Below are 23,564 nucleotides of genomic sequence, written 5' to 3' on the forward strand. Positions count from 1 at the left end.
AACCCCCGATGACCACCTTCGCCGCCCTCGACCTGCGCCGGGACCGCTACCTGGCCTGGTCGTCCTCGCTGACCGTCGACGGGTTCTGGGTCGCCAACGGCAGCCATGAGGTCCTCGACACCGACGTCGACGACGCGGGCCTGGGCGCGGCGCTGCGCCGGATGCTCGCCGCGTCGCACACCGGCGTCGCCAACCCGCACGTCGGCGCTGCGGCGTCCCCGTTCGCGCCGATGCTGGCCACGCTCGGGCTGCGCGCCTATTCGACGTACGTCAAGGGCACCCGGCACGTCGACGTCGAGGCCGACGGCGGCACGCTGGTGGTGACCCCGTCCCGCAACGGCGGTTCCCGGGAGGGTTTCGTCGGACTGCCCGACCGGGCCGTCCGGCTGACCGCCCCGGAACCGGCGGCCCTGGGGGCCGCCCTGCGCGCCGCCCTGACCCGGAGCGTGTGAATGACCACCTCCGCGGACCCGCCGTGGTCCACCCCCGACCGGTCCGCTGCCGGCCCGTCCGCTGCTGGTTCGTCCGCCGTCGGTTCGTCCGCTGCCGGTTCGTCCGGCGTCGGAGCGGACGACCGGGTGGCGCTGCGGCGGCGGGCGCTGCTCGGCGGCGGGGCCCTGGTCGCGGCGGCCACCGCGCTGGCCGCCTGCTCCTCGGTGGCCCGTACCCCGACCCGCCCGGCCGCCCCGTCCCGCGCCACGTCGCCACTGCCGGACATCCAGTTCGACGTGGCCCGGTACAGCGCTCCCGAACAGACCTCGCCGACCGGCGGCCCGTTCACCATGCCGCCGGTGCACACCGTCTACCTCACCGCCACCCTGGGCCGTACGCCCGGCCCGGCCGACCAGCGGGAACTGACCCGGGTCCTCGACGAACTGGAGTCCCGGTACGCCTTCGGCGCGGCCGGCCTGATGACCTTCGTGTCGTACGGGCTGCCGTACTTCCGGCGGCTGCCCGGCCCGGTGGTCGACGCGCACCTGCCCCGGCTGGCCGCCGACCCGGCCCGGTCGGTGCTGGAGGAGGCGGTGCCCGGCCCCACCGACGTACACCCGGACCAGCCCGGCGTCACCAAGCGCCGGTTCACCGTGCCGGTCCGGATCGAGGCCAACGACCTGCTGTTCACCTTCCGCAGCGACCGGGCCACCACCATCCAGGACGTGCTGGCCTGGTTCGGCGGCAGCGGGCGGCTGGCCGGACAGGCGGTGCCGTCACCGGCCTTCGCCGGGCTGCTGACGGTCACCTCCACCCGGCACATGTTCACCCAGGTCGGCCTGCCCCGCTCGGTGGCCGAGCAGAACCAGCTCCCGTACGCGCGGTTCATCCAGCCGGACTCGCCGATGTGGATGGGCTTCTCCGACCAGCAGACCAACGCCTCCGGCCCGCCGGCGATCTGCACCTTCGCCGGCACCGACGCGGCCCGGCTGACCACCGCGCGACCCGGCGACTACCTGGACAACGGCAGCATCCAGCACCTGTCGCACGTCATCCTCGACATGCTCCAGTTCTACGACATGGCGACCGCCACCACCCCGCCCAGCGAGAACGGCAGCTTCGCCAAACGGGTGCAGTACATGTTCCACGCCCCGGCCGTGCACCCCGGCAACGCCGACCAGCTCACCGACGGCGGCGGGCCGTCCTTCCTGCCGGCGGAGAACCGGGGCCCCGACTACGCCGAGCGCACCGCCCGGGGCATCGGCCTGCCGGCCGGCGAACGCCGGATGGGACACCTGTCGACGCTGCAACGTACCTCCCGGGCGGCCGACGGCACCCCGATGCACCTGCGCATCGACGGACCCGGCTTCGACGCCCTCGACGTGCCGGACGGCAGCAACCAGCCGAAGCTGCACTTCAGCGTGTTCGTCCCGACCGCCGACTTCTTCGCCACCATGCGGCGCAGCCAGGCGTCGGTGGACCTGGCCCGCCGGCACCGGGTCGCCGAGCAGGACAACGGCCTGGAGCGTTTCCTCACCTGCACCCGACGGCAGAACTTCCTCGTCCCACCCCGCCGCCACCGCGCCTTCCCGCTGCTCGGGGTGTGAGGCACCCTCCGGACGCTTCCCGTGCCGGAGGGTGCCCGTCCGTGCGCCCCGGTACACGGACGGGCACCGCCACCGGGCGGGGCCGGCGCGGGCGGGGCGGTGGGGTCAGTCGAGCAGGTGGGCGCGCAGCGCGGTGAAGTGCTGGTCGGTCAGCCCGGCGTGGCGCAGGTAGCCCTCCACCGATCCGTGCCGCCCGCGCAACTCGTCGAGGAAGAACGTCATCGCCTCGGCCGGCGAGGCGAGGAACGGCGCGGGCAGCTTCTCCGCGCCCGGCATGCTGGCGGCCAGCCAGGCGCTGTACCGCGCGGACGCCTCGGTGCTCAGCGCGTAGTCGGTGACGATGTCGGCGTCGCTCACCCCGAGCACCGACAGGGTCAGCGCGCAGACGATGCCGGTGCGGTCCTTGCCGGCCACGCAGTGCACCACCACCGGCGCGTTGCCGGCGTCGGCGATCAACCCGACCGCGGTCCCGAGCCCGGCCGCGCCGGTCTCGGCGAGGTCGGCGTACCGGTCGGCGAGGAAGCGGGCCAGACTGGTCTCCGGGTCGTACATCTGCTCGGCCCAGTTCCGGTGCTCCGGGTGGACGTGCCGGTAGGCCAGCCCGTCGTACTCGGGGACCCGGCCGTCCCGGGCCACCTCGGTGGGGCGGCGCAGGTCGATCACCGTCCGGACGCCGAGGGCGGCGAACGCCTCCCGGTCGGTCTCGTCGATCCGGTGCAGCGAGTCGGACCGGTAGAGCCGGCCCCAGCGTACGGTGCGTCCGTCGTGGCCCGGGTAGCCGCCGACGTCGCGGAAGTTGAACATGGCGGAGAAGGGGATTCGTCTGTTCACCTCGATGGCATCCACCCCTGACACGGTAACGGCCGGTGAAGCGGATCTCCACCGGCTGTGACGTCCGTTCTGGTTACCGGGCGGTGCCCGGCGGCACCGGCGCGTACGTGTCGTCGTAGTACCCGCCGAGCCGGTTCCGGAAGGCCGGGTCCCGGTCGGTGGCGTCGTACTCGGGGGCGGCCTTGATCTGGTCCCGGCTCCGGTCGACGTGCACGGTCCGGGTCCCGTGGTCGACGTGGCTGACGGTGCCGGCGGGGAGCACCACCGTCCGGCCGAAGATCCACGGGCCGGTCTCCACCACCAGGTAGCTGGCGTTCACCTCGTGGCTGGCCTCGTCGATCTTCCCGATCGACCCGTCGGTCGCCTCGACCTGGTACCCGACCAGGTCGGCTCCGGTCACCCCGCTCTCGTCGCGGTAGCGCCACGGATCGAACGTGCCGGTGGGCGCGGTACCGGGAAAGGCGCCCTGGCCCTCGTCGGTCACCGGTTCCGGTGATGCGTGCACGGCACGCGGATCGAGCCCGTCCATGGGTCCCCTCCTGCCTCGGCGGTCCGGTCAGGGTTTCCCGGTACCCCCTGGCCGGGATCGCACACCTGGGCGGTGCGCCGGCCGGGCGGTGCGCCGGCTGGGCGGTGCGCCGGCAGTACGCCGGCCGGGCGGCCCGTCGGCGGTGCGCCGCGACCCGGCACCGGGCCGACCGCCGGCACGGGCACGGGGGCCGTCCGGTCCGGACGACCCCCGTGCCTGTCGGGTGATCCCGTGCGTCCTGCGGCGGATCAGGCCAGCGCGGCCTCGGCGTCGAGCGCCACCGCGGCGGCGTGCACGACGGCGGCGATGCGCAGCCCCTCGTGCACCTGCTCCCGGGTGAAGCCGGTGCCGCGCAGGGTCTTCTCGTGCGACTCCAGGCACACCCCGCACCCGGTGATCGCCGAGACCGCCAGGCACCACAGCTCGAAGTCGCCCTTGTCCACCCCGGGCCGGGCGATGATCTGCATCCGCAGCCGGGCCGGCATCGAGCCGTACGACTCGTCACCGATCAGGTGCTTGGCCCGGTAGTAGACGTTGTTCATTGCCATGATGGTGGCCGCGCCCTTGGCCGCCTCGACCGCCTCCGGGGAGAGGTGCGTGGCGGCCTCGGCCGCGATCTCCCGTAGCACCACCGGGTTGCGCGCGGCGACGGCGCAGGCCAGCGCGGTGCCCCAGGCCAGTTCCGGCTTGAGGGTGGAGGTGCCGACGGTCGATCCGAGGTTGAGCTTGACGTCCTTGGCGTACTCCGGCAGGGCCGCCTTGACGGCGTCGAGGCCCATCGGTCAGACCCCGGCCATCAGCTTGGTGGCGTCCAGGGTGTCGGCGCCCTTGTTCCAGTTGCACGGGCACAGCTCGTCGGTCTGCAGGGCGTCGAGCACCCGCAGCACCTCGGAGACGTTCCGGCCGACCGAGCCGGCGGTGACCATGGCGAACTGGATCTCGTTGTCCGGGTCGACGATGAAGGTGGCGCGCTGCGCCACGCCGTCCGCGCCGAGCACGCCGCAGGCGGCGGTCAGTTCGCGCTTGATGTCGCTGAGCATCGGGAACGGCAGCTCGCGCAGGTCCGGGTGGTCCTTGCGCCAGGCGTAGTGGACGAACTCGTTGTCGACGGAGACGCCGAGCACCTGGGCGTCGCGGTCGGCGAACTCGCCGTTGAGCCGGCCGAACTCGGCGATCTCGGTGGGACAGATGAAGGTGAAGTCCTTGGGCCAGAAGAAGACCACCCGCCACTTGCCCTGGTACGACTTGTGGTGGATCGTCTCGAACGCCTTGTCGGCCTCCAGGGAGACGCAGGCGGTGAGTTCGTAGTCCGGGAACTTGTCACCGACAGTGAGCACAGGTCCTCCTTGACGAGCGGCACGGGGCCGGTAACTGGATTGGTTCCAGATGCTTCCCTAGGGCTGTGACGCGCAGGTGGCGGCCGGGTCACTTGTGAAGTCGATCACGAACGGAGCGTTACGCCCGTGGTTGCCGGTCCGGCTTGCTATGGCGACCCTCCGCGACCGAGCCTCCCACCATGTGGACTCTTCCTCCCAGATTCCCCGCCGGGGTGGCAGAGTACGGCTCGTGACCAGCACCGCCCTGATTATTGGCACCTAGCGCGCCGGCATCCCTCCGCCGAGCGCGCAGACCTCCCGCATCCCGCGGGGGGTCTTTTTGTTGGTTCCAGAAAGGTCTCCCCATGACGTACCAGGTCTACGACACCACGTTGCGCGACGGTGCCCAGCGCGAGGGAATCAGCTACTCCGTGGTCGACAAGCTCGCCGTGGCCCGCCTGCTGGACGAGTTCGGCGTCGGCTTCATCGAGGGCGGCTGGCCGGGCGCGGTGCCCAAGGACACCGAGTTCTTCCGCCGAGCCCGCACCGAACTCGACCTGCGGCACGCGCTGCTGGTCGCGTTCGGCGCCACCCGCAAGGCCGGCCGCACGGCCGCCGACGACCCCCAGGTCCGGGCCCTGCTGGACGCCGAGACCCCGGCCGTCGCCCTGGTCGCCAAGGCCGACCTGCGGCACGTCGAGCGGGCCCTGCGCACCACTCCGGCGGAGAACCTCGCCATGATCGACGACACGGTGCGCCACCTGGTCGCCGAGGGCCGCCGGGTCTTCGTCGACGGCGAGCACTTCTTCGACGGCTACCGCGCCGACCCGGCGTACGGCGCGGCCGTGGTGGAGACCGCCCTCGGCGCGGGCGCCGAGGTGATGGTGCTCTGCGACACCAACGGCGGCATGCTGCCGTCCCAGGTGACCACGGTCATCGCGGACCTGACCGCCCGGCTCGGCGTCGGCCCGGAACGGCTCGGCATCCACTGCCAGAACGACACCGCCTGCGCGGTCGCCAACACCGTCGCCGCCGTCGAGGCCGGCGTCCGGCACTTCCAGGGCACCGCCAACGGATACGGCGAACGCCCCGGCAACGCCGACATCTTCGCCGTGGTCGCCAACCTGCAACTCAAGCTCGGGCTGCCGGTCCTACCGGAGGGCTGCCTGGAACAGATGGTGCGCGTCTCGCACGCCATCGCGGAGATCGCCAACATCGCCCCCGACACCCACCAGGCCTACGTCGGGGCCGCCGCCTTCGCCCACAAGGCGGGGCTGCACGCGAGCGCGATCAAGGTGGATCCGCTGCTCTACAACCACATCGATCCCGGTGTGGTGGGCAACGGCATGCGGATCCTGGTGACGGAGATGGCCGGTCGGGCCAGCATCGAGCTCAAGAGCCGTGAACTCGGCCTGGACCTGACCGGCCAACCCGAGACCCTCTCCCGGATCACCGACCGGGTCAAGGAACTCGAGGCGGGCGGCTGGTCCTTCGAGGCCGCCGACGCGTCCTTCGAACTGCTGGTCCGCTCCGAGCTGCCCGACCGCGTCCCGGTCCGGCCGTTCACCCTGGAGTCGTACCGGGTGATCGTCGAGCACCGCGAGGACGGCGCGGTGGTCTCCGAGGCGACCGTGAAGATCCGGGTACGCGGCGAGCGGGTGCTCGCCACCGCCGAGGGGAACGGCCCGGTCAACGCCCTGGACGAGGCGCTGCGGGTGGCGCTCACCCGGCACTACCCGGAGCTGCGTGACTTCGAGCTGGCCGACTACAAGGTGCGGATCCTGGAGGGCAGCCACGGCACCGGCGCGGTGACCCGCGTCCTGGTGGAGACCGCCGGGGCCGGTCGGGACTGGACCACCGTCGGGGTGCACCCCAACGTGGTCGAGGCGAGCTGGCACGCCCTGGTCGACGCGCTCACCTACGGCCTGGACCGCGCCCACGTCTGAGCCGGGCCGGCGCGGGGAAGGGGGGCCGGGCCGCCCCGCCCCTTCAGGCGCGGGGGAGGCGCAGTTCGGCGAGGACCGGCCGGTGGTCGCTGCCGGGCAGCCCGGACACCCGCACCGCGCGGACCGCGATCCGCCGGTCGACCAGGACGTGGTCGATGGTGACCGGCGGGATCGGGTCGCCGTCGTACGGCCCCCAGGTGCCGGCCAGCCCGGCTCCGACCGCGTCCGCCGCGTCGACGTACCCGGTGGCGATCAGGTCGCGCAGCAGCGCGTGGTCCAGGGTGGCGTTGAAGTCCCCGGCGAGGATGCTCAACGGTCCGTCCGGGGTGGCCGGGGGCTGGGCCGTGAGATCGGTCCGCCAGTCGGGAACCACCGACGGCGCGTGCGGGGCCGCCGGGTGTGCCGACTCGACGCGCACCGGCGGCGCGCCGGGCACGGCCAGGGTCCCGTACGCCTGGCTGAACCCGAAGCCGGCGTTGCGGCGGGTCCCGACGTCGGCCAGCGGGAAGCGGGCGTAGAGGCCGGAGCCGGTGGTGCCGACCTCCGCGTTGAGTTGCCGGTGGGGCAGCAGGTCGGCCAGGCCGAGCCGGTCCAGGTCGGCCTGGGCGTCCGGGGTGAACTCCTGCACCGCCAGCACGTCGACCCGTTCGTCGCGGACCAGCCGGACCAGGGTCGCGGCGTCGCCCGCGCCGGCCAGCAGGTTGGCGGTGAGCAGCCGCAGCGTCGGCCCGTCGGTCGCCGGCTGGGTGGCCGGCAGCGCCCGGGGCGCGACCACCGCGACCAGGGCCACCGCGGTCAGCGCCGCGACCGCCGCCGGCCACCACCGGCGCAGGGCGAGCGCCAGCACCAGGGGGAGCAGGGTCCAGGCCGCCACGTACGGCGTGAAGGCCACCGCCTGCACCAGCGCGCCGCGTTCCAGCCCGGGTAGCCGGACGGCGGCCCACGCCAGGCCGGGTGCCACGGCGATCCAGCAGAGCACGGTACGGGTGTCGGCCCGGGTGTGGGCCGTCGGCTGGTCCTCGGTACGTACGGTCACCGGCGTCACGGTAGCCGCCCGGCCCACCGCCGGTGTCCCGGTTTGTTTCACGAACATTTCTTGGATCTGGTGATCGCTATTTCGTGAGGTGGCGTTAATTGTCGGGTAATGCGTGTCCGGGCATTGACCGGCCGCTTTTGCCGGTGCTAGGTTCCTGAGGGTGTGGGCTGCGACTCTCCGTAGTCTTGGCAGCTCAAGTCCGGTAAGTGTGCCTAGCTCCCGGCTCGGGTGAGGGTGCTGAATCGCGTACTCCCGAGCTGGTGGAAACCAACAACGATCCGTCCCGCTAATTGCGTGACGGCCCTGCTCGCCGTGCTCTAAGAAAAGGGAGACCTGTCATGGCCAAACTGTTCTCACGTAAGGCGGCCACGGTGACGTTCGTCGTGCTGGGGCTCACCCTGGCCGGCGGCGGGATCGCCGCAGCCCGGCCCGACGCCGGGTCCGACCGGGTCGGCCGGTCCGCCGGCCAGCCGCTGATCTCACCGGAGGACGCCCGGAAGGCACGCGAAGCGATGAAGCCCGGCCCGTCGGCGAACTCCATCCCCGGCTCGGTGTCCTTCGCCGTGGTCGACGCCAACGGCACCCTCGCCCGGGGCTCGGACGCGGTCTCGGTGACCAAGTACGGCCCCGGCCAGTACCAGGTCATCTTCAACCACGACGTGAGCCGGTCGGGGTACGTCGCCACCATCGGCCTCTCCTTCGACTGCTGCATCCCGCCGTCCGGCGAGATCGGCGTCGCCTCCCGCCTGGACACCCCGAACGGGGTGTACGTGGAGACCCGCAACTCCAGCGGTTTCCCGTCCGACCGGGGCTTCCACCTGATCGTCGCCGACCCCGGAACCGTCGGCGGACAGCGCTGACCCGTCGGCCCGGCACCCGCCGCACCCGGGTTCCGGTGCCCTGAACGGCCCGCCCGGCCGGCCCCGTCGGAGTTTCGGGGCAGGTTGGGCGGGCCGTCCCCGTTCGCCACCGATCGGGGCGATCCGGCGGTCAAGTCCGACGTTTGTCGGCCGCTGCGTCCGGGAAGCAAGCACCGTGACGGACATCTCGGACACCCTGGCCAGCCTGCCCAGCCCGGCCGATCCCGCCGGCCCCGGGATCGAGTTGGAACAGACCCTCTTCGAGGTCAGACGCGTGATCGTCGGGCAGGACCGGCTCGTCGAACGCCTGCTTGTCGCCCTCGTCGCCGACGGGCACTGCCTGCTGGAAGGCGTACCCGGAGTAGCCAAGACCCTGGCCGCGCAGACCCTCGCCACCGTGGTCGGCGGCACCTTCTCCCGGATCCAGTTCACCCCGGACCTGGTCCCCTCCGACATCGTCGGCACCCGCGTCTACCGGGCCACCCAGGAGACCTTCGACGTCGAACTCGGCCCGATCATGGCGAACCTGGTGCTCGCCGACGAGATCAACCGCGCCCCGGCCAAGGTGCAGTCGGCGCTGCTCGAGGCGATGGCCGAACGGCAGGTCACCATCGGCGGCCGCAGCTTCGACGTACCGGAGCCGTTCCTGGTGCTCGCCACCCAGAACCCGATCGAGTCCGAGGGCGTCTACCAGCTTCCCGAGGCGCAACGGGACCGGTTCCTGATGAAGGTGGTCGTCGACTACCCGGGCGACGCCGACGAACTGGCCATCCTCTACCGGATGAGCACCGACAAACCCCGGCCCCGCCGGGTGCTCGACCCGCAGCGGCTGCGCGCCCTCCAGGCCCGCGCCGCCGGCATCTTCGTCCACCACGCCGTCGCCGAGTACGTGGTCCGGCTCATCCTCGCCACCCGCGACCCGGCCCGCTTCGGGTTGCCCGGGATCGCCCCGCTGCTGGCGTACGGGGCCAGCCCCCGGGCCACCCTCGGACTGGTCGCCGCCGCCCGCGCCCAGGCGCTGCTGCGCGGCCGGGAGTACGTGCTGCCCGCCGACGTCCGGGACCTGGCGGTGGACGTGCTCGCCCACCGCCTGGTGCTCACCTTCGACGCGGTCGCCGACGGGGTGCGCGCCGAGGACATCGTCCACCGGCTCGTCGCGGCGGTGCCCCCACCCCAGGTCGCCCCCGACCGTCGCCCCCTCACCCCCGACCTGGCGGCGGCATGAGCCGGACCAGCGCACCGCCGACCCGCGACCCGCGGCACCCCGGGCTGGCCGAGCTGACCCCGGACCAGAAGCTGCGCCGACTGGAACTGACCGTGACCCGCCGGCTGGACGGACTCCTGCACGGCCAGTACCGGGGCCTGCTGCCCGGCCCCGGCAGCGAGAGCGCCGGCAGCCGCGAGTACCGGCCCGGCGAGGACGAGGTACGCCGGATGGACTGGGCGGTGACCGCGCGTACCGCCGTACCGCACGTCCGGGAGGTCGACGCCGACCGGGAACTCACCACCTGGCTGCTGGTGGACGCCAGCCCGAGCATGGAGTTCGGTACCGCGGACCTGGACAAGCGGGAACTGGCGGTGGCGGCGGTGGCGGCGGTCGGCTTCCTCACCGCCGGGGCCGGCAACCGGCTCGGCGGGCAGATCCTCAGCTCCGGCGGGCTGCACCGGTTCCCCGCCCGGGGCGGCCGTCAGCACCTGCTGAACCTGCTTCGGTCGCTGCTCGCCGCGCCCCGGACCGGGGCCGCCGGTCCACCCCACGCCGCCGGCCCGTCCCGTGTCGCCGAGCTGGCCCGTGGCACTTCGCCACCCGCCCACGCCGACGAGATCCCCGACCTGGCCGGGGCGTTGGGCGCGCTGCACCGGCTCACCGCCCGCCGGGGCCTGGTCGTGGTGGTCTCCGACTTCCTCGACGGGATGCCGGACGATCCCCGCCACGAACCGGCGTGGGCGCCCGCGCTGCGCCGGCTCGCCGTCCGCCACCAGGTGCTCGCCGTCGAGGTGAGCGACCCCCGGGAATGGGAACTCCCCGACGTCGGACTGGTCACCCTGGTCGACCCGGAGACCGGCCGGCACCGCGAGGTGTGGACCGGCGACCCGGCGCTGCGGGACCGGTTCGCCCGGGCGGCGGCGGCCCAACGCGAGCAGGTACGCCAGGCGCTGCGGCGCAGCGGCGCGGACCACCTGGCGTTGCGTACCGACCGGGACTGGAGCGCCGACATCGTCCGGCACGTGCACGCCCAGCGCCGGTCGGCCCGCGCACCCGCCGGACGCCCCGGCCCGGCCCAGGGAGGTACGGCATGACCTGGCAGTCCCCGGTACGCCTCTGGCTGCTGCTCGGCGTCGTCGCCCTGGTCGTGGCGTACGTGTGGGCGCAGCGCCGGCACAGCCGGTACGCCGTGCGCTTCACCAACCTGCGGCTGCTCGACCGGGTCGCGCCGCTTCGGCCCACCTGGCGACGGCACCTGCCGGCGGGCCTGTTCCTGGCCATGCTGGCGCTGCTGGTGGTCGGTTTCGCCCGCCCGACCGCCGAGGTGCGGGTGCCCCGGGAACGGGCCACCGTGATGGTGGCGGTGGACGTCTCCACCTCGATGCTCGCCACCGACGTCGACCCGGACCGGCTGACCGCCGCGAAGCAGTCCGCCCGGCGGTTCGTCGACGGGCTGCCCAAGGAGTTCAACGTCGGGCTGGTCGCCTTCGCCGGCAGCGCCGCCGTGCTGGTACCACCCAGCACCGACCGGGAGGCCCTGCACGAGGGCATCGAACGGCTCGTCGAAGGAGCCACCGGGGTACAGGGCACCGCGATCGGCGAGGCGATCAACACCTCGCTCGGCGCGGTGAAGGCCCTGGACAGCCGGGCCGCCACCGATCCACCCCCGGCCCGGATCATCCTGCTCTCCGACGGGGCGAACACCTCCGGCAAGGATCCGATCGAGGCGGCCGGGGACGCGGTGTCGGCGAAGGTGCCGGTGCACACCATCTCGTTCGGCACCCTGTCCGGTTTCGTGGACCGGGGCGGCCGGCCGATCCAGGTACCGGTCGACGGGCAGACCCTGCGGGCGGTCGCCGAGGAGACCGGCGGCGGCTTCCACGAGGCGACCACCAGCGAGGAACTGCGGGCGGTGTACGAGGACATCGGCACCTCGGTCGGCTACCGGAAGGTGCGACAGGACGTCTCGGCCCGCTTCATCGGCCTGGGGTTGATCCTCGCCATGGGCGCGGCGGCCGGCTCGATGCGATGGTTCTCCCGCCTGCCATGAACGGACTTCACGTGAGGAGCGGACGGATGGCGGTGCAGACCGGACTCGGCGAGCCACGGGGACCCTGGTTCGTCTCGCCGGAGCTGGGCCCGGACGGGTGGCCCCGGGAGCACGGGACCGGAACCGGCCCGGACCGGCCCGGAGGCCGGCGACCCGGACGGCTGCTCGCCGCCGCCGCGGCGGTGGTGGCGCTCTCCACCGCCTCGGGCGCGGTGGCCGGCGGCTGGGTGGCCGGCCTCGGTGAACCGCCCGGCACGTCGGCGGCGTCGGCCGCGCCGGTACCGGCGGAACTGGTCACCGCCGCCGAACGGACCGTGCCCGGGGTGGTGACGGTGCTGGTCGACGCCGGTCGGGGCCGGGGCGCCACCGGTTCCGGGTTCGCCGTGGACGACCAGCAGCACCTCGTCACCAACGACCACATCCTGGCCAAGGGCGGAACCGGTGCGACGGTGACCGTGGAGCTGCCGGACGGTCGCCGGCTTCCGGCGCAGGTGGTGGGGCGGGAACCCCGCAGCGACCTGGCGGTGCTCCGGGTGCCGTCGTCGGCCGGGCTGGCCCCACTGCCGCTGGCCAAGGCGGGAACCACCCGGGTGGGGGAGCCGGTGCTGGCGGTCGGCTCACCGCTCGGCCTGCCCGGTACGGTGACCGCCGGCATCGTCAGCGCGGTGGACCGGCAGGTCCGGCTCGGGGACAACCGGCACACGGCGGTGCAGACCGACGCCTCGATCAACCCGGGCAACTCCGGTGGCCCGCTGGTCAACGCCCGGGGCGAGGTGGTCGGCGTGAACACCGCGATCGCCACCATCGACGGCAACGGCTCGATCGGCATCGGCTTCGCCATCCCGATCGACCAGGTCCAGCAGACCGCCGACACCATCATCGGCCGGGGCGGCTGAGCCACCGGATTCCCGGCTGGCTGAGCCGATCGGCCGCCGGGGTGGCTGGTCGGCTGGCTCCCCGGTGGGCCGGGCGGCGGCTAACCTCGGGCCATGGATGACGGACTGCGGGTCACCGACCGACTGGTCGTCCCCGGCACGGAGCTGCGGGAGCGGTTCTCCCGCTCGTCCGGACCGGGTGGGCAGGGCGTCAACACCGCCGACTCGCGGGTCGAGCTGAGCTTCGACCTGGCCGGCTCGCCGAGCCTGCCACCGCACCTGCGGGACCGGGCGCTGGAGCGGCTGGCCGGACGTCTGGTGGACGGTGTGCTCACCATCGCCGCCAGCGAACACCGGGCCCAACTCGCCAACCGGGAGGCGGCCCGGGACCGGATGGCCGCGCTGCTGCGCGAGGCGGTCGCCCCGCCGCCGCCACCCCGCCGGCCGACCCGCCCGTCCCGGGGCGCCAAGCAGCGCCGACTGGACGAGAAGAAGCGCCGCAGCCAGATCAAACGCAACCGCCGGGTGGACGGCGACTGACCCGTCCCGCGCCGGCCGGGAACGCGCTGACGGCGACCCGGCACCACCCGGTCCGGCGGCCCCGCCGCAATCGACCCCGGCGCTGCCCGATCGGCCCGGCCACCGGCGCAATCGGCCCCGTCGCAATCGGTACCGGCGCTGCTCAATCGGCCCCGGCCCGGTACGACGGCTGGTTACGCTGCCGGACATGGCCGCTGACGTCCTCGTCCATCTCGCCGGGGTCCCGGTGCTGGCCTGCGCGCCCGACGGGCCGCCGCTGTGCGGGGCCGCCGACGCCGCGAACGTGGTCGCCGAGGTGGCCGGGGAGCACGTCGAGGTGGTCCTGCTGCCGGTCGAGCGGCTCGCGCCGGAGTTCTTCACCCTGCGCAGCGGGGTCGCCGCCGCCGTGGTGCAGAAGTTCGTCAACTACCACCTGCGGGTGGCGGTGGTCGGTGACATCGCCGGTCAGGTCGCCCGCAGCAGTTCGCTACGGGACTTCGTCGAGGAGTCGAACCGGGGCCGCCACCTCTGGTTCGTCGCCACCCCGGCGGACCTGGCGGACCGGCTCCGCCACGACCACTGAAAGCCACGGGGACCGCCGGGGTCAACGCGACCGCAACGTCGTCCCGGAACCGGCGGGGGACCGCCGGGCCCGCCGTGACCCTGACCTCCGTCCCGGGACCTGCGGGGGCCCGCCGGGCCCGCCGTGACCTCCATCCCCAGACTGCGCGTGGACCGGCGCACCAGGGACATTGAGCGGGACAGCGCTTTCTGGTGGAATGGTTCCGGGAGCAACAGGGCCGTCACACCTCGACACCACATCCTGTGACAGGAGTTCCCTCACCATGCTCCGAAGGTCCCTCCGTTCGGCCCTGCTCGCCGCCCTCGCGGCCGTCCCGCTCGCCCTCTCCGTCGGCCTCGTCGCCGCCGCACCCGCCCAGCCGGTCAGCGCCGCGCCGGCCGTCGCCGCACCGGTCCGGGTGATGCCGCTCGGTGACTCGATCACCGGTTCACCCGGCTGCTGGCGGTCGGTCCTCTGGAACCGCCTCCAGTCCACCGGCTACTCGAACGTCGACTTCGTCGGCACGCTCGGCCCGCAGGGCTGCGGGCAGCCGTACGACGGCGACAACGAGGGACACGGCGGGTACCTGGTGACCAACGTCGCCAACCAGAACCTGCTGCCCGGCTGGCTCGCCGCCACCAGCCCCGACATCGTGCTCATGCACTTCGGCACCAACGACGTGTGGAACAACATCGCCCCGGCCACCATCCTCGCCGCGTACTCGAAGCTGGTGGACCAGATGCGGGCCGCCAACCCGGCGATGCGGGTGATCGTCGCGAAGATCATTCCGATGAGCCCGTCGAACTGTTCCGACTGCGGGCAACGGGTGGTGGCGCTCAACAGCGTCATCGACGGCTGGGCGGCCGGGAAGACCACCCCGCAGTCCCCGGTCGTGGTGGTCGACCAGTGGACCGGCTTCAGCACCGCCACCGACACGTACGACGGGGTGCACCCCAGCGCCACCGGCGACCAGAAGATGTCCGACCGCTGGTACCCGGCGCTGGCCGCGGCCCTCTCCGGAACCACCCCCACCCCGACCGCGACGCCGACGGCCACCCCGACCAGCACCCCGACGGCCACCCCGACTGCGGTGCCGACGCCGACGCCCACGACCACGCTGCCGGGCATCGGCTGCACGGCCGTCTACCGGATCGTCGGGCAGTGGCAGGGCGGCTTCCAGGGCGAGGTGACCGTACGCGGCAACGGGATGGCCCCGACCCGGGGCTGGACGGTCGGCTTCACCCTGCCCACCGGTCACCAGATCAGCCAGGCGTGGAACACCGAGCTGACCCAGACCGGCAGCGCGGTCAGCGCCCGCAACGTCGGCTACAACGGGGCCCTCGGGTACGGCGTGGAGACGACCTTCGGCTTCCTGGGCAGCGCCACCGGCGCTCCCACCGTCCCGCCGGTCACCTGCACGGCGAACTGAGCCGCCCGGTCACTCGTACGGCGAACTGAGCCGCCGGTCACCCTGTACGGCGAGCTGAGCCCTCGTCACCTGCCCGGTGAGCTGAGGGCGCCCGGGGTCCTGTCCACCGTCGGTGGTTCGTCCACCACGGCCGGGCGGGACCCCCCGGGGTGCTCCGCCGCCCCGAGCAGCGTCGCGCAGACGTCGATCAGCCGGGCCCGGAGCCGGCCGGCGCGTTCCGCGTACCCGCGTTGCCGGGCCACGTACTCCGCCTTGCCCTCCGGGGTCTCGATGGCCACCGGCGGCTCGCCGTACGAGGAGAAGTCGTAGGGGGACGCCTGCATGTCCAGCAGCCGGATGTCCCGGGCCAGCTCGAAACAGTCCAGGGCCAGTTCCCCGGGCACCGCCGGACCCAGTTTGGTGGCCCACTTGTGGCAGTCCATCGAGGCGTGCAGGCAGCCCGGCTGGTCCAGCTCCACCTGGCTCTCCCGGGTCGGCCGGAGCCGGTTCAGGCCCACCGCCGCCGGCGTGAAGAACCGGTACGCGTCGAAGTGCGTGCAGCGGATCTGGTGGGACTCGACCACCGCGTCGGTGCCCTGCTGCCCGAGGCGCAGCGGAAGCGGGTGCCGGTGTTCGCGCTGCCGGTACACCATCGCCCACTCGTGCAGCCCGAAGCAGCCGGTGAACGCCGGCCGCGACGCGATCGCGGACAGCAGACGGTGGATGAAACGTACCGAGTCGGCCCGGTCGGCCAGGAACGCCGCCACGTCGAGGCGCACCACCCCGTCCGGGTCGGTGGCGTACCACCGCCACCGCCGGTGCGGGGCGGGGCCGTCCGGCCCGGGTGCCAGCGCGACGCCCACACCCGGGTGCCACCGGCGCAGCACCGCGGGCCGGGTGCCGTAGTAGTCGTACAGGAAGTCGTCGATCGCGTGGCGTTCCCCCGTCGCCTTCCTCGCCCGGTGCCCGGCGGTCAGCGCGTCGGCCCGCCGCTGGTGGGCCTGGAGCAGGGGAAGCCAGGTCGCCGCGGAAAGCCTGGCCGCCGCAGGGAGCCCGGTCACCGGTCGGGAGCGGGAGCGGGGGCGGCGGTCACGGTTCCCAGGGTACGACCGCAGCCCGACCGGGGACGCCGGTGGTGCCCGGTCAGGGCACCTGCACCCGTACGCCGGCCGAGAAGACCCCGCTGCGCAGCTCCAACTGCTCGGGTACGCCCGTGCCCGGCACCGTGAAGACCAGCGGCAGCACCACCCGCTGACCCGCCGCGACCGGCTCGGCGAAGACGTCCCGCCCCCGGTTGACGCCCCGGGTGGCGACCTGGTCGGTGTTGACCCAACCGCCGCCGGGCAGGTACGCCCGTTGCAGCTCGCCATGCCAGACCTGTTGCTCCGGGGTGAGGTTGCGTACCCCGACGGTGGCCTGGCAGCGCTGCCGCTGCGTCGCACCGGCGCAGGCGACCCGGTAGACGGTGAACTCGAACGCCCGCTCCCGCAGCGGTACGCCGACCGGCCCGGCCTGGCCCTGCCCGGTCCACGCGCCGCTGGTCGGCTGCTGGTCGGTGTCGATGGCGGCGACCCGCGAGGTGGCCGTCCAGGCCGTCGCGCCGACCACCCCGGCCAGGACCGCCGCGGACATCCCCACCAGCAGCCACACCGGTGGCTTGCGGCGACGGTACGCCGGTGGTGGCACCGCCGGGCGCGGGTAGAGGGTGCCCCGGCCGGCGGGGACGCCGGCCAGCCCGTCGTCGGACCGGCCGCGCCGCCGCCGCAGCAGCCAACCGCCGGTCCCGCCGAGCAGCAGCGCCGCGAACCCGACCAGCGCCGCCGCGCCCGGCCGCTGCCAGAACGGCTGACGGGTCTCCACGGTCTGGTTCGCCGTCCGCTGCCAGGTCGCTGTGGCGCAGTCGTACGGCCGGTTGCCGTCGCTGGCGAAGGCGCAGGTCGGCGCGGTCAGCGGCTGGTCCGGCGCGGCGGCGGTCAGCGCGGTGTTCAGGGTGGTGGTGCTGTGGGCCGGGAGCTGCAGCCGCCAGGTGATCTCGGTCGCGTCACCGCGGCCCGTGGCCGGGGCGGCCCGCCCGCCGGCGGTGATCGTGGTGGCCGAGGCACCGGGCGGCACCTCCTGCCGGACCGTGGCGTCCACCGGCGCGCTCCCGTCGTTGCGTACCTCGATCCGGTACGCCGGTGCCGGGGTGCCGGCCGGTGCGACGGCCACCCGTACCTTCGCCGGGATCTCCCGGCCCGCCCTCGGTGTCCCCGGACGGGCCGCCGAAGCCGGTCCACCCGGCGCGGCCCTGGACGCTGACGCGGCCGGGCTCGTCGGGGCCGCCAGGTGCGCTGCCACCGCCGGCCCCACCGCGGCAGCCTGGCTCGCCGCCGCCCTCGGATCCGCTGAAACGTGCGGGCTCGCTGCCGCGTGCGGGCTTCCTGCCACCCTCGGGCTCGCTGCCGGGCTCGGGTCCGCCGCCGCGCCCGGGGTCCTCGGAGCCGCCGATAGCCCGGGCGGCTGTGCCTGCGCCGGTGGTGCAGGGCGCGGTGCCTGTGTCACAGGCGCGGGACGCGGTGCCTGCGTCGATGGTGCGGGCGGCGGTGCCTGCGCCGGTGGTCGGTCGGGTGTCGACAGCGCCGGCAGCGCGGCGAGCACCCCGAGACAGTGGACGAGCACCGCCAGGGCCCGGTGAGGTCGTGTCGATGCGGCCATACGTTCACACCTCCCGGACCGACGCTAGGGGCGACGTCGTCCCGGCCGGGTGGCAACCGGCGAACCCGACCCGCGTGACCTGCGGCGTGGCTAGGATGCCCGCCCCGTGGCGACGCGGCGTCATCCGCGCGGCGGGCTAGATTGGCTGCGTGCGTATCGCTCGTTTTGCTCATGCCAAGGGAATGTCGTTCGGGGCCGTCGAGGGCGAGCCGGAGGCGGGGCCGCAGGGTCTCACCATCGCCGAGATCGAGGGCCACCCGTTCGGGCAGATCACGTTCAGCGGGGCCCGGTGGGCCCTGTCGGACGTCCGCCTGCTCTCGCCGATCCTGCCCAGCAAGGTGGTCTGCGTCGGGCGCAACTACGCCGAGCACGCCGCCGAGCACGGCAGCGAGGTGCCGAAGGAGCCGCTGCTCTTCCTCAAGCCCTCCACCAGCGTGATCGGTCCCCGGGACGCGATCCGGCTGCCGCTCTTCTCGAAGCAGGTCGAGCACGAGGCCGAGCTGGCCGTGGTGATCGGGCCGCCGGGGGCACGCCGGGCCGACCGGGCCGCCGCCGAACGGGCCATCTTCGGCTACACCTGCGCCAACGACGTGACCGCCCGGGACCTGCAACGCACCGACGGTCAGTGGACCCGGGCGAAGGGCTTCGACTCGTTCTGCCCGATCGGGCCGTGGATCAGCACCGGTCTGGACGTCAGCGACCTGGAGGTCCGCTGCGAGGTGGGGCGCGACCCGGAGGAGATGGAGGTCCGTCAGCTCGGTCGGACCAAGGACATGGTCTTCGACGTGCCGTCCCTGGTGTCGTACATCTCGCACGTGATGACGCTGCTGCCCGGAGACGTCGTACTGACCGGGACGCCGGCCGGGGTTAGCCCGCTCACGGACGGGGACACGGTCACTGTGCGTATCGAGGGGATCGGGGAGTTGTCCAACCCGGTGGTCCCGCTCAGCTGACCCGGGCGGGTGCGGTCTGACCCGTTCGGGGGAGCGAATCCGCTGCTCAGCGGCGGTTTGGGTAACCCGATTTGGCCTGCCGGCACCGGTGGAGTAAAGTTTCTCCCCGGTGCCGGAAGGTGCCGATCCGGTGCCGCGAGGTACCAATGGGGTATGGGGTAATTGGCAGCCCGACTGATTCTGGTTCAGTTAGTCTAGGTTCGAGTCCTGGTACCCCAGCGCAGCCGAGGTTCGTGAGAACCTCGGTCGCTGGTTCTGAAGGAGTTCGGCCCCCGCCGCCAAGCGGAGGCAGTAAACGATCTCTGATAGAGTCCAGCATCGTCGCCCGGCAGGGTGACGATGCACAAGAAGTTCTGGCCCCGTCGTCTAGCGGCCCAGGACGCCGCCCTCTCAAGGCGGTAGCGCCGGTTCGAATCCGGTCGGGGCTACAGCGTCACCGGTCCGTCCCGTTCAGGGGCGGGCTGTTTCGCTTCTGTCGGGTCTTCATCGGCCTCCCACCCGGTCCACGGCCGGCGCGGAGGACATGGTTAGACTACGGCGGCACCGCTCGACAGGGCGGTGAAGCAGGAAAAGTCTTGGCCCCGTCGTCTAGCGGCCCAGGACGCCGCCCTCTCAAGGCGGTAGCGCCGGTTCGAATCCGGTCGGGGCTACCACACCAGCCGGCCCGCCTCACCTCTGAGGCGGGCCGCTCCCATTCCCACCCCTCCCGGCGCACCCCGGCCCCCCGGCCCTCAGCGTTGATCATGAAGTTATTGCCACGCGCATCGGCGTGTCGCGTCACTAACTTCATGATCAACGAGGCGAGGGCGGGCGAGGGCGAGGGCGGGCTGGGGGCGGGTGGGGGTGGGGGGTTAGAGGCCGGAGAGGCGTTGGCCGGCGCGGACGACGGCCATGGCGTGGCGTTCGCCGGGGCGGCGGCCGAGGCGCTCGATCGGGCCGGAGATGCTGATCGCGGCGATCACCCGGCCGGTGCGGTCCCGGATCGGGGCCGAGACGCTGGCCACACCGGCCTCCCGTTCGGCGACGCTCTGCGCCCAGCCCCGGCGGCGTACCTCGGCCAGGGTGCGGCCGGTGAACTTGGCGCGCGGCAGCAGCGGCATCACCGCCTCCGGCGGCTCCCAGGCCAGCAGGATCTGGGCCGCCGAGCCGGCCGTCATCGGCAGCACCGAACCGACCGGGACGGTGTCCCGTAGCCCGCTGGCGCGCTCGGCGGCGGCCACGCAGACCCGCTCGTCGGCCCGGCGCAGGTAGAGCTGGGCGCTCTCCCCGGTGGCGTCGCGCAGCGCGGCCAGCAGCGGCTCCGCGGCGGTCAGCAGCACGTCCGGGGCGGCGTTGGCCAGCTCGCCCAGGCGGGGGCCGGGACGCCACCGCCCCTGGGTGTCCCGGACCAGCATCCGGTGGATCTCCAGCGCCTGCGCCAGCCGGTGGGCCGTGGCCCTGGGCAGCTTGGTGCGATCAACGAGTTCGGCCAGGCTGGCGCCGTCGACACAGGCGGCCAGGATGACCACCGCCTTGTCGAGAACGCCGACACCGCTCATACTGTGTCCCACAAGCCGAAACTTACCTCCCAGAATTTAGGATGTCCAGATGGTGGGAGTCACTCCGAAGCCAAAGACCTTGGCCGAGAAGGTCTGGGACGCGCACGTCGTGCGGGCCGCCGAGGGCGAACCCGACCTGCTCTACATCGACCTGCACCTGCTGCACGAGGTCACCAGCCCGCAGGCGTTCGACGGCCTCCGGCTGGCCGGTCGCCGGGTCCGCCGTACCGACCTGACCGTCGCGACCGAGGACCACAACACCCCGACCGGGTACGCCGACCCGGCGTTCTCCCGGCGGCGCGGTGACCTGCTCACCATCGCCGACCCGACCTCGCGTACCCAGATCGAGACGTTGCGCCGCAACTGCGCCGAGTTCGGCGTACGGCTGCACCCGCTGGGCGACGAGAACCAGGGCATCGTGCACGTCATCGGGCCGCAGCTCGGCCTCACCCAGCCCGGCATGACCATCGTCTGTGGCGATTCGCACACCGCCACCCACGGCGCGTTCGGCGCGCTGGCCTTCGGCATCGGCACCAGTGAGGTCGAACACGTGCTGGCCACCCAGACCCTGCCGCAGGCCCGCCCGAAGACCATGGCGGTGAACGTGGTCGGCCAGCTCGGCCCCGGGGTCACCGCCAAGGACCTGGTCCTCGCGCTGATCACCCAGGTCGGCACCGGCGGCGGACGCGGCCACATCGTGGAGTACCGGGGCGAGGCCATCCGCGCCCTGTCCATGGAAGGCCGGATGACGATCGCCAACATGTCCATCGAGTGGGGCGCGAAGGCCGGCATGATCGCGCCGGACGAGACCACCTTCGGCTACCTCAAGGGGCGGCCGAACGCGCCCCAGGGGGCCGACTGGGACGCCGCGGTGGCGTACTGGCGGACCCTGCCCACCGACGACGGCGCGGTCTTCGACGCCGAGGTCACCCTGGACGCCTCGACGGTGACCCCGTTCGTCACCTGGGGCACCAACCCGGGGCAGGGCGCGCCGCTCGGTGCCGCCGTGCCGGACCCGGAGGAGTTCGGCACCGAGGCCGAGCGGACCGCCGCCCGGCGGGCGCTGGAGTACATGGACCTGAGCCCCGGCACCGCCCTGCGCGACCTGGCGGTGGACGTGGTGTTCGTCGGCTCCTGCACCAACGGCCGGCTGGAGGATCTGCGCGCCGCCGCCGACGTGCTGCGCGGACGCCAGGTGGCCGACGGGGTACGCATGCTGGTGGTGCCCGGTTCCGCCGCGGTACGGCAGGCCGCCGAGTCGGAGGGGCTGGACAAGATCTTCACCGACGCCGGTGCGGAGTGGCGGTTCGCCGGCTGTTCCATGTGTCTGGGCATGAACCCGGACACCCTCTCCCCGGGGCAGCGCTCGGCCTCCACCTCCAACCGCAACTTCGAGGGCCGGCAGGGCCGGGGCGGTCGTACCCACCTGGTGTCGCCTCCGGTCGCCGCCGCCACCGCCGTCATCGGCAAGCTGGCCGCGCCGGCCGATCTGTGAAGGGATAACCGAGACGATGGACAGCTTCACCACGCACACCGGCACCGCCGTGCCGTTGCGCCGTTCCAATGTGGACACCGATCAGATCATCCCCGCCGTGTACCTCAAGCGGGTGACCCGGACCGGTTTCGCCGACGGCCTCTTCAGCGCCTGGCGGGAGGACCCGGGATTCGTGTTGAACGATTCCTCGTATTCCGGAGCGTCGATTCTGGTCGCCGGCCCGGAGTTCGGCACCGGCTCCTCCCGGGAACACGCCGTGTGGGCCCTGCGGGACTGGGGGTTCCGGGCGGTGATCTCGCCCCGCTTCGGTGACATCTTCCGCGGCAACGCGTTGAAGGAGGGACTCCTCCCGGTCGAGCTGGAATTGAAGACCGTCGAGGAACTCTGGGGCCGGCTGGAGGCCGACCCGACCACCCCGGTCACCGTCGACCTGACCACCCGCGAGGTACGGGTCGGCGCGGACACCTGGCCCTTCCCGCTGGACGACTTCAGCCGCTGGCGGCTCATCGAGGGCTTGGATGACATTGGACTGACCCTCCGCCACGAGGCCGACATCACCGCGTACGAGGCTCGGCGGTCGCCGTTCCTGCCGGTGCTGGCATAGCCGTTCGTCCGTCCACCGCTTGGGTTTTCGCCCCCGCCGGTCCTCCGGCGGGGGCGAATCCGTTACGACACAAGGGCTTTTTTCCGCCGAATGTTTGTGTCCGGGCAGCAGAGGGCATACCGTGCGCGCAGAATGGCTCGCGTCGAGTCAGTTGCACAATCGGGAGGAAGTCGTGAACAAGGCCGAGCTCATCGAGGCGCTCGCCGCTCGCCTGGGAGACCGGAAGGCGGCGACTGCGGCGCTCGACGCGGTCCTCGCGGAGGTTCAGGCGGCGGTGGCCAAGGGCGAGAAGGTGTCCATCACCGGGTTCGGAGCGTTCGAGAAGCGTGTACGCGCTGCCCGAACAGCCCGGAACCCCCGCACCGGAGAGGCGGTGAAGGTCAAGAAGACATCCGTGCCGACCTTCCGGCCGGGTGCGGGCTTCAAGGAACTGGTGGCCAGCGGCAAGGCGCCGAAGGCCACGACCGCCGCGAAGAAGACCGCGACCGCCACCAAGACGACGGCGGCGGCCAAGACCACCGGTGCCAAGGCGACCGGTGCGAAGGCGGCCGGCACCAAGGCCACCGGGGCGAAGGCCGCCGGAGCCAAGGCGACCGGGGCCAAGGCCACCGGCGCTCGGAAGACCACCGCTGCGGCGAAGGCCGCCCCGGCGACGGCCACCAAGGCCGCGACGAAGGCGACCACCAAGGCGGCCGGTACGAAGACGGCCGGCAGCAAGGCCACCGGCACGAAGGCGGCCGGTACCAAGGCGGCCGGGGCGAAGGCCGCTCCGGCCAAGAAGAGCGCGGCGACCAAGACCGCCGCCGCGAAGAAGACGACCACGGCGAAGAAGGCCGGCACCACGGCGGCCAAGAGCGCCACGGCGGCCAAGAGCACCACCGCCAAGGCCACCACGGCCAAGAGCACGGCGGCGAAGAAGTCGCCGGCCCGGAAGGCACCGGCGAAGAAGACCGCCACCCGCTGACCGGCAGCCCGGAAAGGGGCGTCCACCGTCGAGGTGGACGCCCCTTCTCCGTCCTGGGGGACGGGGCCGTTCAACGGCGCTGCGGCGGTCCGGCGGGGACGGTTCGTTCAGCGGCGTTCCGGTGTCCGGCGGGCCGTC

23 protein-coding genes and 3 tRNA genes are annotated in these 23,564 nt (G+C 73.1%); 18 read left to right on the forward strand and 8 right to left on the reverse strand.

Going from position 1 to position 23,564, the window contains the following annotated elements; translation table 11 throughout:
* Positions 1-8: 8 nt before the first annotated feature.
* A complete protein-coding gene (locus tag PVK37_RS13645; protein ID WP_275034305.1) occupies positions 9-452 on the forward strand; it encodes a hypothetical protein in 444 nt (147 codons plus the stop codon).
* Positions 453-2,039, forward strand: coding sequence for a DUF7405 family protein (locus PVK37_RS13650; protein ID WP_275034306.1), 1,587 nt, complete (start codon positions 453-455; stop codon positions 2,037-2,039).
* A 105-nt stretch (positions 2,040-2,144) separates the two neighbouring features.
* Here the strand turns inward: PVK37_RS13650 and PVK37_RS13655 are convergent, their stop codons facing one another.
* The 4 genes from PVK37_RS13655 to PVK37_RS13670 all read right to left on the reverse strand — a co-directional run bounded on the left by PVK37_RS13655 (position 2,145) and on the right by PVK37_RS13670 (position 4,736).
* Positions 2,145-2,885 carry a tyrosine-protein phosphatase gene (locus PVK37_RS13655; RefSeq protein WP_275034308.1) on the reverse strand — a complete coding sequence of 247 codons (741 nt, stop codon included), beginning with the start codon at positions 2,883-2,885 and terminating at the stop codon, positions 2,145-2,147.
* A gap of 58 nt (positions 2,886-2,943) precedes the next feature.
* Positions 2,944-3,399 (reverse strand): PRC-barrel domain containing protein, encoded by a 456-nt coding sequence (locus PVK37_RS13660; protein ID WP_275034309.1) that lies wholly within the window; start codon positions 3,397-3,399, stop codon positions 2,944-2,946.
* Positions 3,400-3,647: 248 nt separating this feature from the next.
* Positions 3,648-4,178 carry an alkylhydroperoxidase, AhpD family gene (gene ahpD / locus PVK37_RS13665; RefSeq protein WP_275034310.1) on the reverse strand — a complete coding sequence of 177 codons (531 nt, stop codon included), beginning with the start codon at positions 4,176-4,178 and terminating at the stop codon, positions 3,648-3,650.
* Positions 4,179-4,181: 3 nt separating this feature from the next.
* Entirely contained in the window at positions 4,182-4,736 is a 555-nt protein-coding gene (locus PVK37_RS13670) for a peroxiredoxin (RefSeq protein ID WP_275034311.1), read from the reverse strand.
* A gap of 344 nt (positions 4,737-5,080) precedes the next feature.
* Between PVK37_RS13670 and cimA the strand changes: the two genes are divergently transcribed.
* On the forward strand, positions 5,081-6,661 hold the full coding sequence (gene cimA / locus PVK37_RS13675; RefSeq protein WP_275034312.1) for a citramalate synthase: 1,581 nt from the start codon (positions 5,081-5,083) through the stop codon (positions 6,659-6,661).
* 43 nt (positions 6,662-6,704) lie between these two features.
* Here cimA and PVK37_RS13680 read toward each other — a convergent pair whose 3' ends face one another.
* Positions 6,705-7,640 carry an endonuclease/exonuclease/phosphatase family protein gene (locus PVK37_RS13680; protein ID WP_275035103.1) on the reverse strand — a complete coding sequence of 312 codons (936 nt, stop codon included), beginning with the start codon at positions 7,638-7,640 and terminating at the stop codon, positions 6,705-6,707.
* A gap of 395 nt (positions 7,641-8,035) precedes the next feature.
* Between PVK37_RS13680 and PVK37_RS13685 the strand changes: the two genes are divergently transcribed.
* From PVK37_RS13685 to PVK37_RS13720, 8 genes are all read left to right on the forward strand, one after another.
* Complete coding sequence (locus tag PVK37_RS13685; RefSeq protein ID WP_275034313.1) at positions 8,036-8,557, forward strand: hypothetical protein; 522 nt, start codon at positions 8,036-8,038, stop codon at positions 8,555-8,557.
* Between the two features lie 175 nt (positions 8,558-8,732).
* A complete protein-coding gene (locus PVK37_RS13690; RefSeq protein WP_275034314.1) occupies positions 8,733-9,782 on the forward strand; it encodes an AAA family ATPase in 1,050 nt (349 codons plus the stop codon).
* Positions 9,779-10,858: a DUF58 domain-containing protein gene (locus tag PVK37_RS13695; protein WP_275034315.1), complete on the forward strand. Its 1,080-nt coding sequence runs from the start codon at positions 9,779-9,781 to the stop codon at positions 10,856-10,858. Before PVK37_RS13690 ends, PVK37_RS13695 begins: the two co-directional genes overlap by 4 nt.
* The gene (locus PVK37_RS13700; protein WP_275034316.1) at positions 10,855-11,814 is read left to right on the forward strand and encodes a VWA domain-containing protein; all 960 of its coding nucleotides are present in this window, start codon (positions 10,855-10,857) and stop codon (positions 11,812-11,814) included. Before PVK37_RS13695 ends, PVK37_RS13700 begins: the two co-directional genes overlap by 4 nt.
* 26 nt (positions 11,815-11,840) lie before the next feature.
* Positions 11,841-12,710 carry a S1C family serine protease gene (locus PVK37_RS13705; RefSeq protein ID WP_275034317.1) on the forward strand — a complete coding sequence of 290 codons (870 nt, stop codon included), beginning with the start codon at positions 11,841-11,843 and terminating at the stop codon, positions 12,708-12,710.
* 93 nt (positions 12,711-12,803) lie between these two features.
* Positions 12,804-13,229, forward strand: a complete 426-nt coding sequence (gene arfB, locus PVK37_RS13710; RefSeq protein ID WP_275034318.1) for an alternative ribosome rescue aminoacyl-tRNA hydrolase ArfB — start codon at positions 12,804-12,806, stop codon at positions 13,227-13,229.
* Positions 13,230-13,416: 187 nt separating this feature from the next.
* Positions 13,417-13,791, forward strand: a complete 375-nt coding sequence (locus PVK37_RS13715) for a DUF4180 domain-containing protein (protein WP_275034319.1) — start codon at positions 13,417-13,419, stop codon at positions 13,789-13,791.
* Positions 13,792-14,053: 262 nt separating this feature from the next.
* Positions 14,054-15,199 (forward strand): cellulose binding domain-containing protein, encoded by a 1,146-nt coding sequence (locus tag PVK37_RS13720; RefSeq protein ID WP_275034320.1) that lies wholly within the window; start codon positions 14,054-14,056, stop codon positions 15,197-15,199.
* Positions 15,200-15,264: 65 nt separating this feature from the next.
* Here the strand turns inward: PVK37_RS13720 and PVK37_RS13725 are convergent, their stop codons facing one another.
* Complete coding sequence (locus PVK37_RS13725) at positions 15,265-16,239, reverse strand: 3-methyladenine DNA glycosylase (RefSeq protein ID WP_423791036.1); 975 nt, start codon at positions 16,237-16,239, stop codon at positions 15,265-15,267.
* Positions 16,240-16,321: 82 nt separating this feature from the next.
* The gene (locus PVK37_RS13730; RefSeq protein ID WP_275034321.1) at positions 16,322-17,872 is read right to left on the reverse strand and encodes a hypothetical protein; all 1,551 of its coding nucleotides are present in this window, start codon (positions 17,870-17,872) and stop codon (positions 16,322-16,324) included.
* Between the two features lie 149 nt (positions 17,873-18,021).
* On the opposite strand from PVK37_RS13730, the gene PVK37_RS13735 reads away from it, so the two are divergent.
* The 4 genes from PVK37_RS13735 to PVK37_RS13750 all read left to right on the forward strand — a co-directional run bounded on the left by PVK37_RS13735 (position 18,022) and on the right by PVK37_RS13750 (position 19,478).
* Entirely contained in the window at positions 18,022-18,825 is an 804-nt protein-coding gene (locus PVK37_RS13735) for a fumarylacetoacetate hydrolase family protein (RefSeq protein ID WP_275034322.1), read from the forward strand.
* Positions 18,826-18,972: 147 nt separating this feature from the next.
* Positions 18,973-19,044: transfer RNA gene (locus PVK37_RS13740), tRNA-Gln, on the forward strand.
* Between the two features lie 136 nt (positions 19,045-19,180).
* Positions 19,181-19,253 (forward strand) — tRNA-Glu (locus PVK37_RS13745).
* Positions 19,254-19,402: 149 nt separating this feature from the next.
* A tRNA-Glu gene (locus PVK37_RS13750) sits at positions 19,403-19,478 on the forward strand.
* 198 nt (positions 19,479-19,676) lie between these two features.
* Here PVK37_RS13750 and PVK37_RS13755 read toward each other — a convergent pair.
* The gene (locus PVK37_RS13755; RefSeq protein ID WP_275034323.1) at positions 19,677-20,363 is read right to left on the reverse strand and encodes an IclR family transcriptional regulator; all 687 of its coding nucleotides are present in this window, start codon (positions 20,361-20,363) and stop codon (positions 19,677-19,679) included.
* Between the two features lie 49 nt (positions 20,364-20,412).
* Between PVK37_RS13755 and leuC the strand changes: the two genes are divergently transcribed.
* The 3 genes from leuC to PVK37_RS13770 all read left to right on the forward strand — a co-directional run bounded on the left by leuC (position 20,413) and on the right by PVK37_RS13770 (position 23,426).
* Positions 20,413-21,858: a 3-isopropylmalate dehydratase large subunit gene (gene leuC, locus PVK37_RS13760; RefSeq protein ID WP_275034324.1), complete on the forward strand. Its 1,446-nt coding sequence runs from the start codon at positions 20,413-20,415 to the stop codon at positions 21,856-21,858.
* A gap of 16 nt (positions 21,859-21,874) precedes the next feature.
* Positions 21,875-22,462: a 3-isopropylmalate dehydratase small subunit gene (gene leuD, locus PVK37_RS13765; RefSeq protein WP_275034325.1), complete on the forward strand. Its 588-nt coding sequence runs from the start codon at positions 21,875-21,877 to the stop codon at positions 22,460-22,462.
* Positions 22,463-22,634: 172 nt separating this feature from the next.
* Entirely contained in the window at positions 22,635-23,426 is a 792-nt protein-coding gene (locus tag PVK37_RS13770) for an HU family DNA-binding protein (protein WP_341483432.1), read from the forward strand.
* Positions 23,427-23,564 lie beyond the last annotated feature (138 nt).

The sequence above is a fragment of the Micromonospora cathayae genome (assembly GCF_028993575.1).
GTDB lineage: Bacteria > Actinomycetota > Actinomycetes > Mycobacteriales > Micromonosporaceae > Micromonospora > Micromonospora cathayae.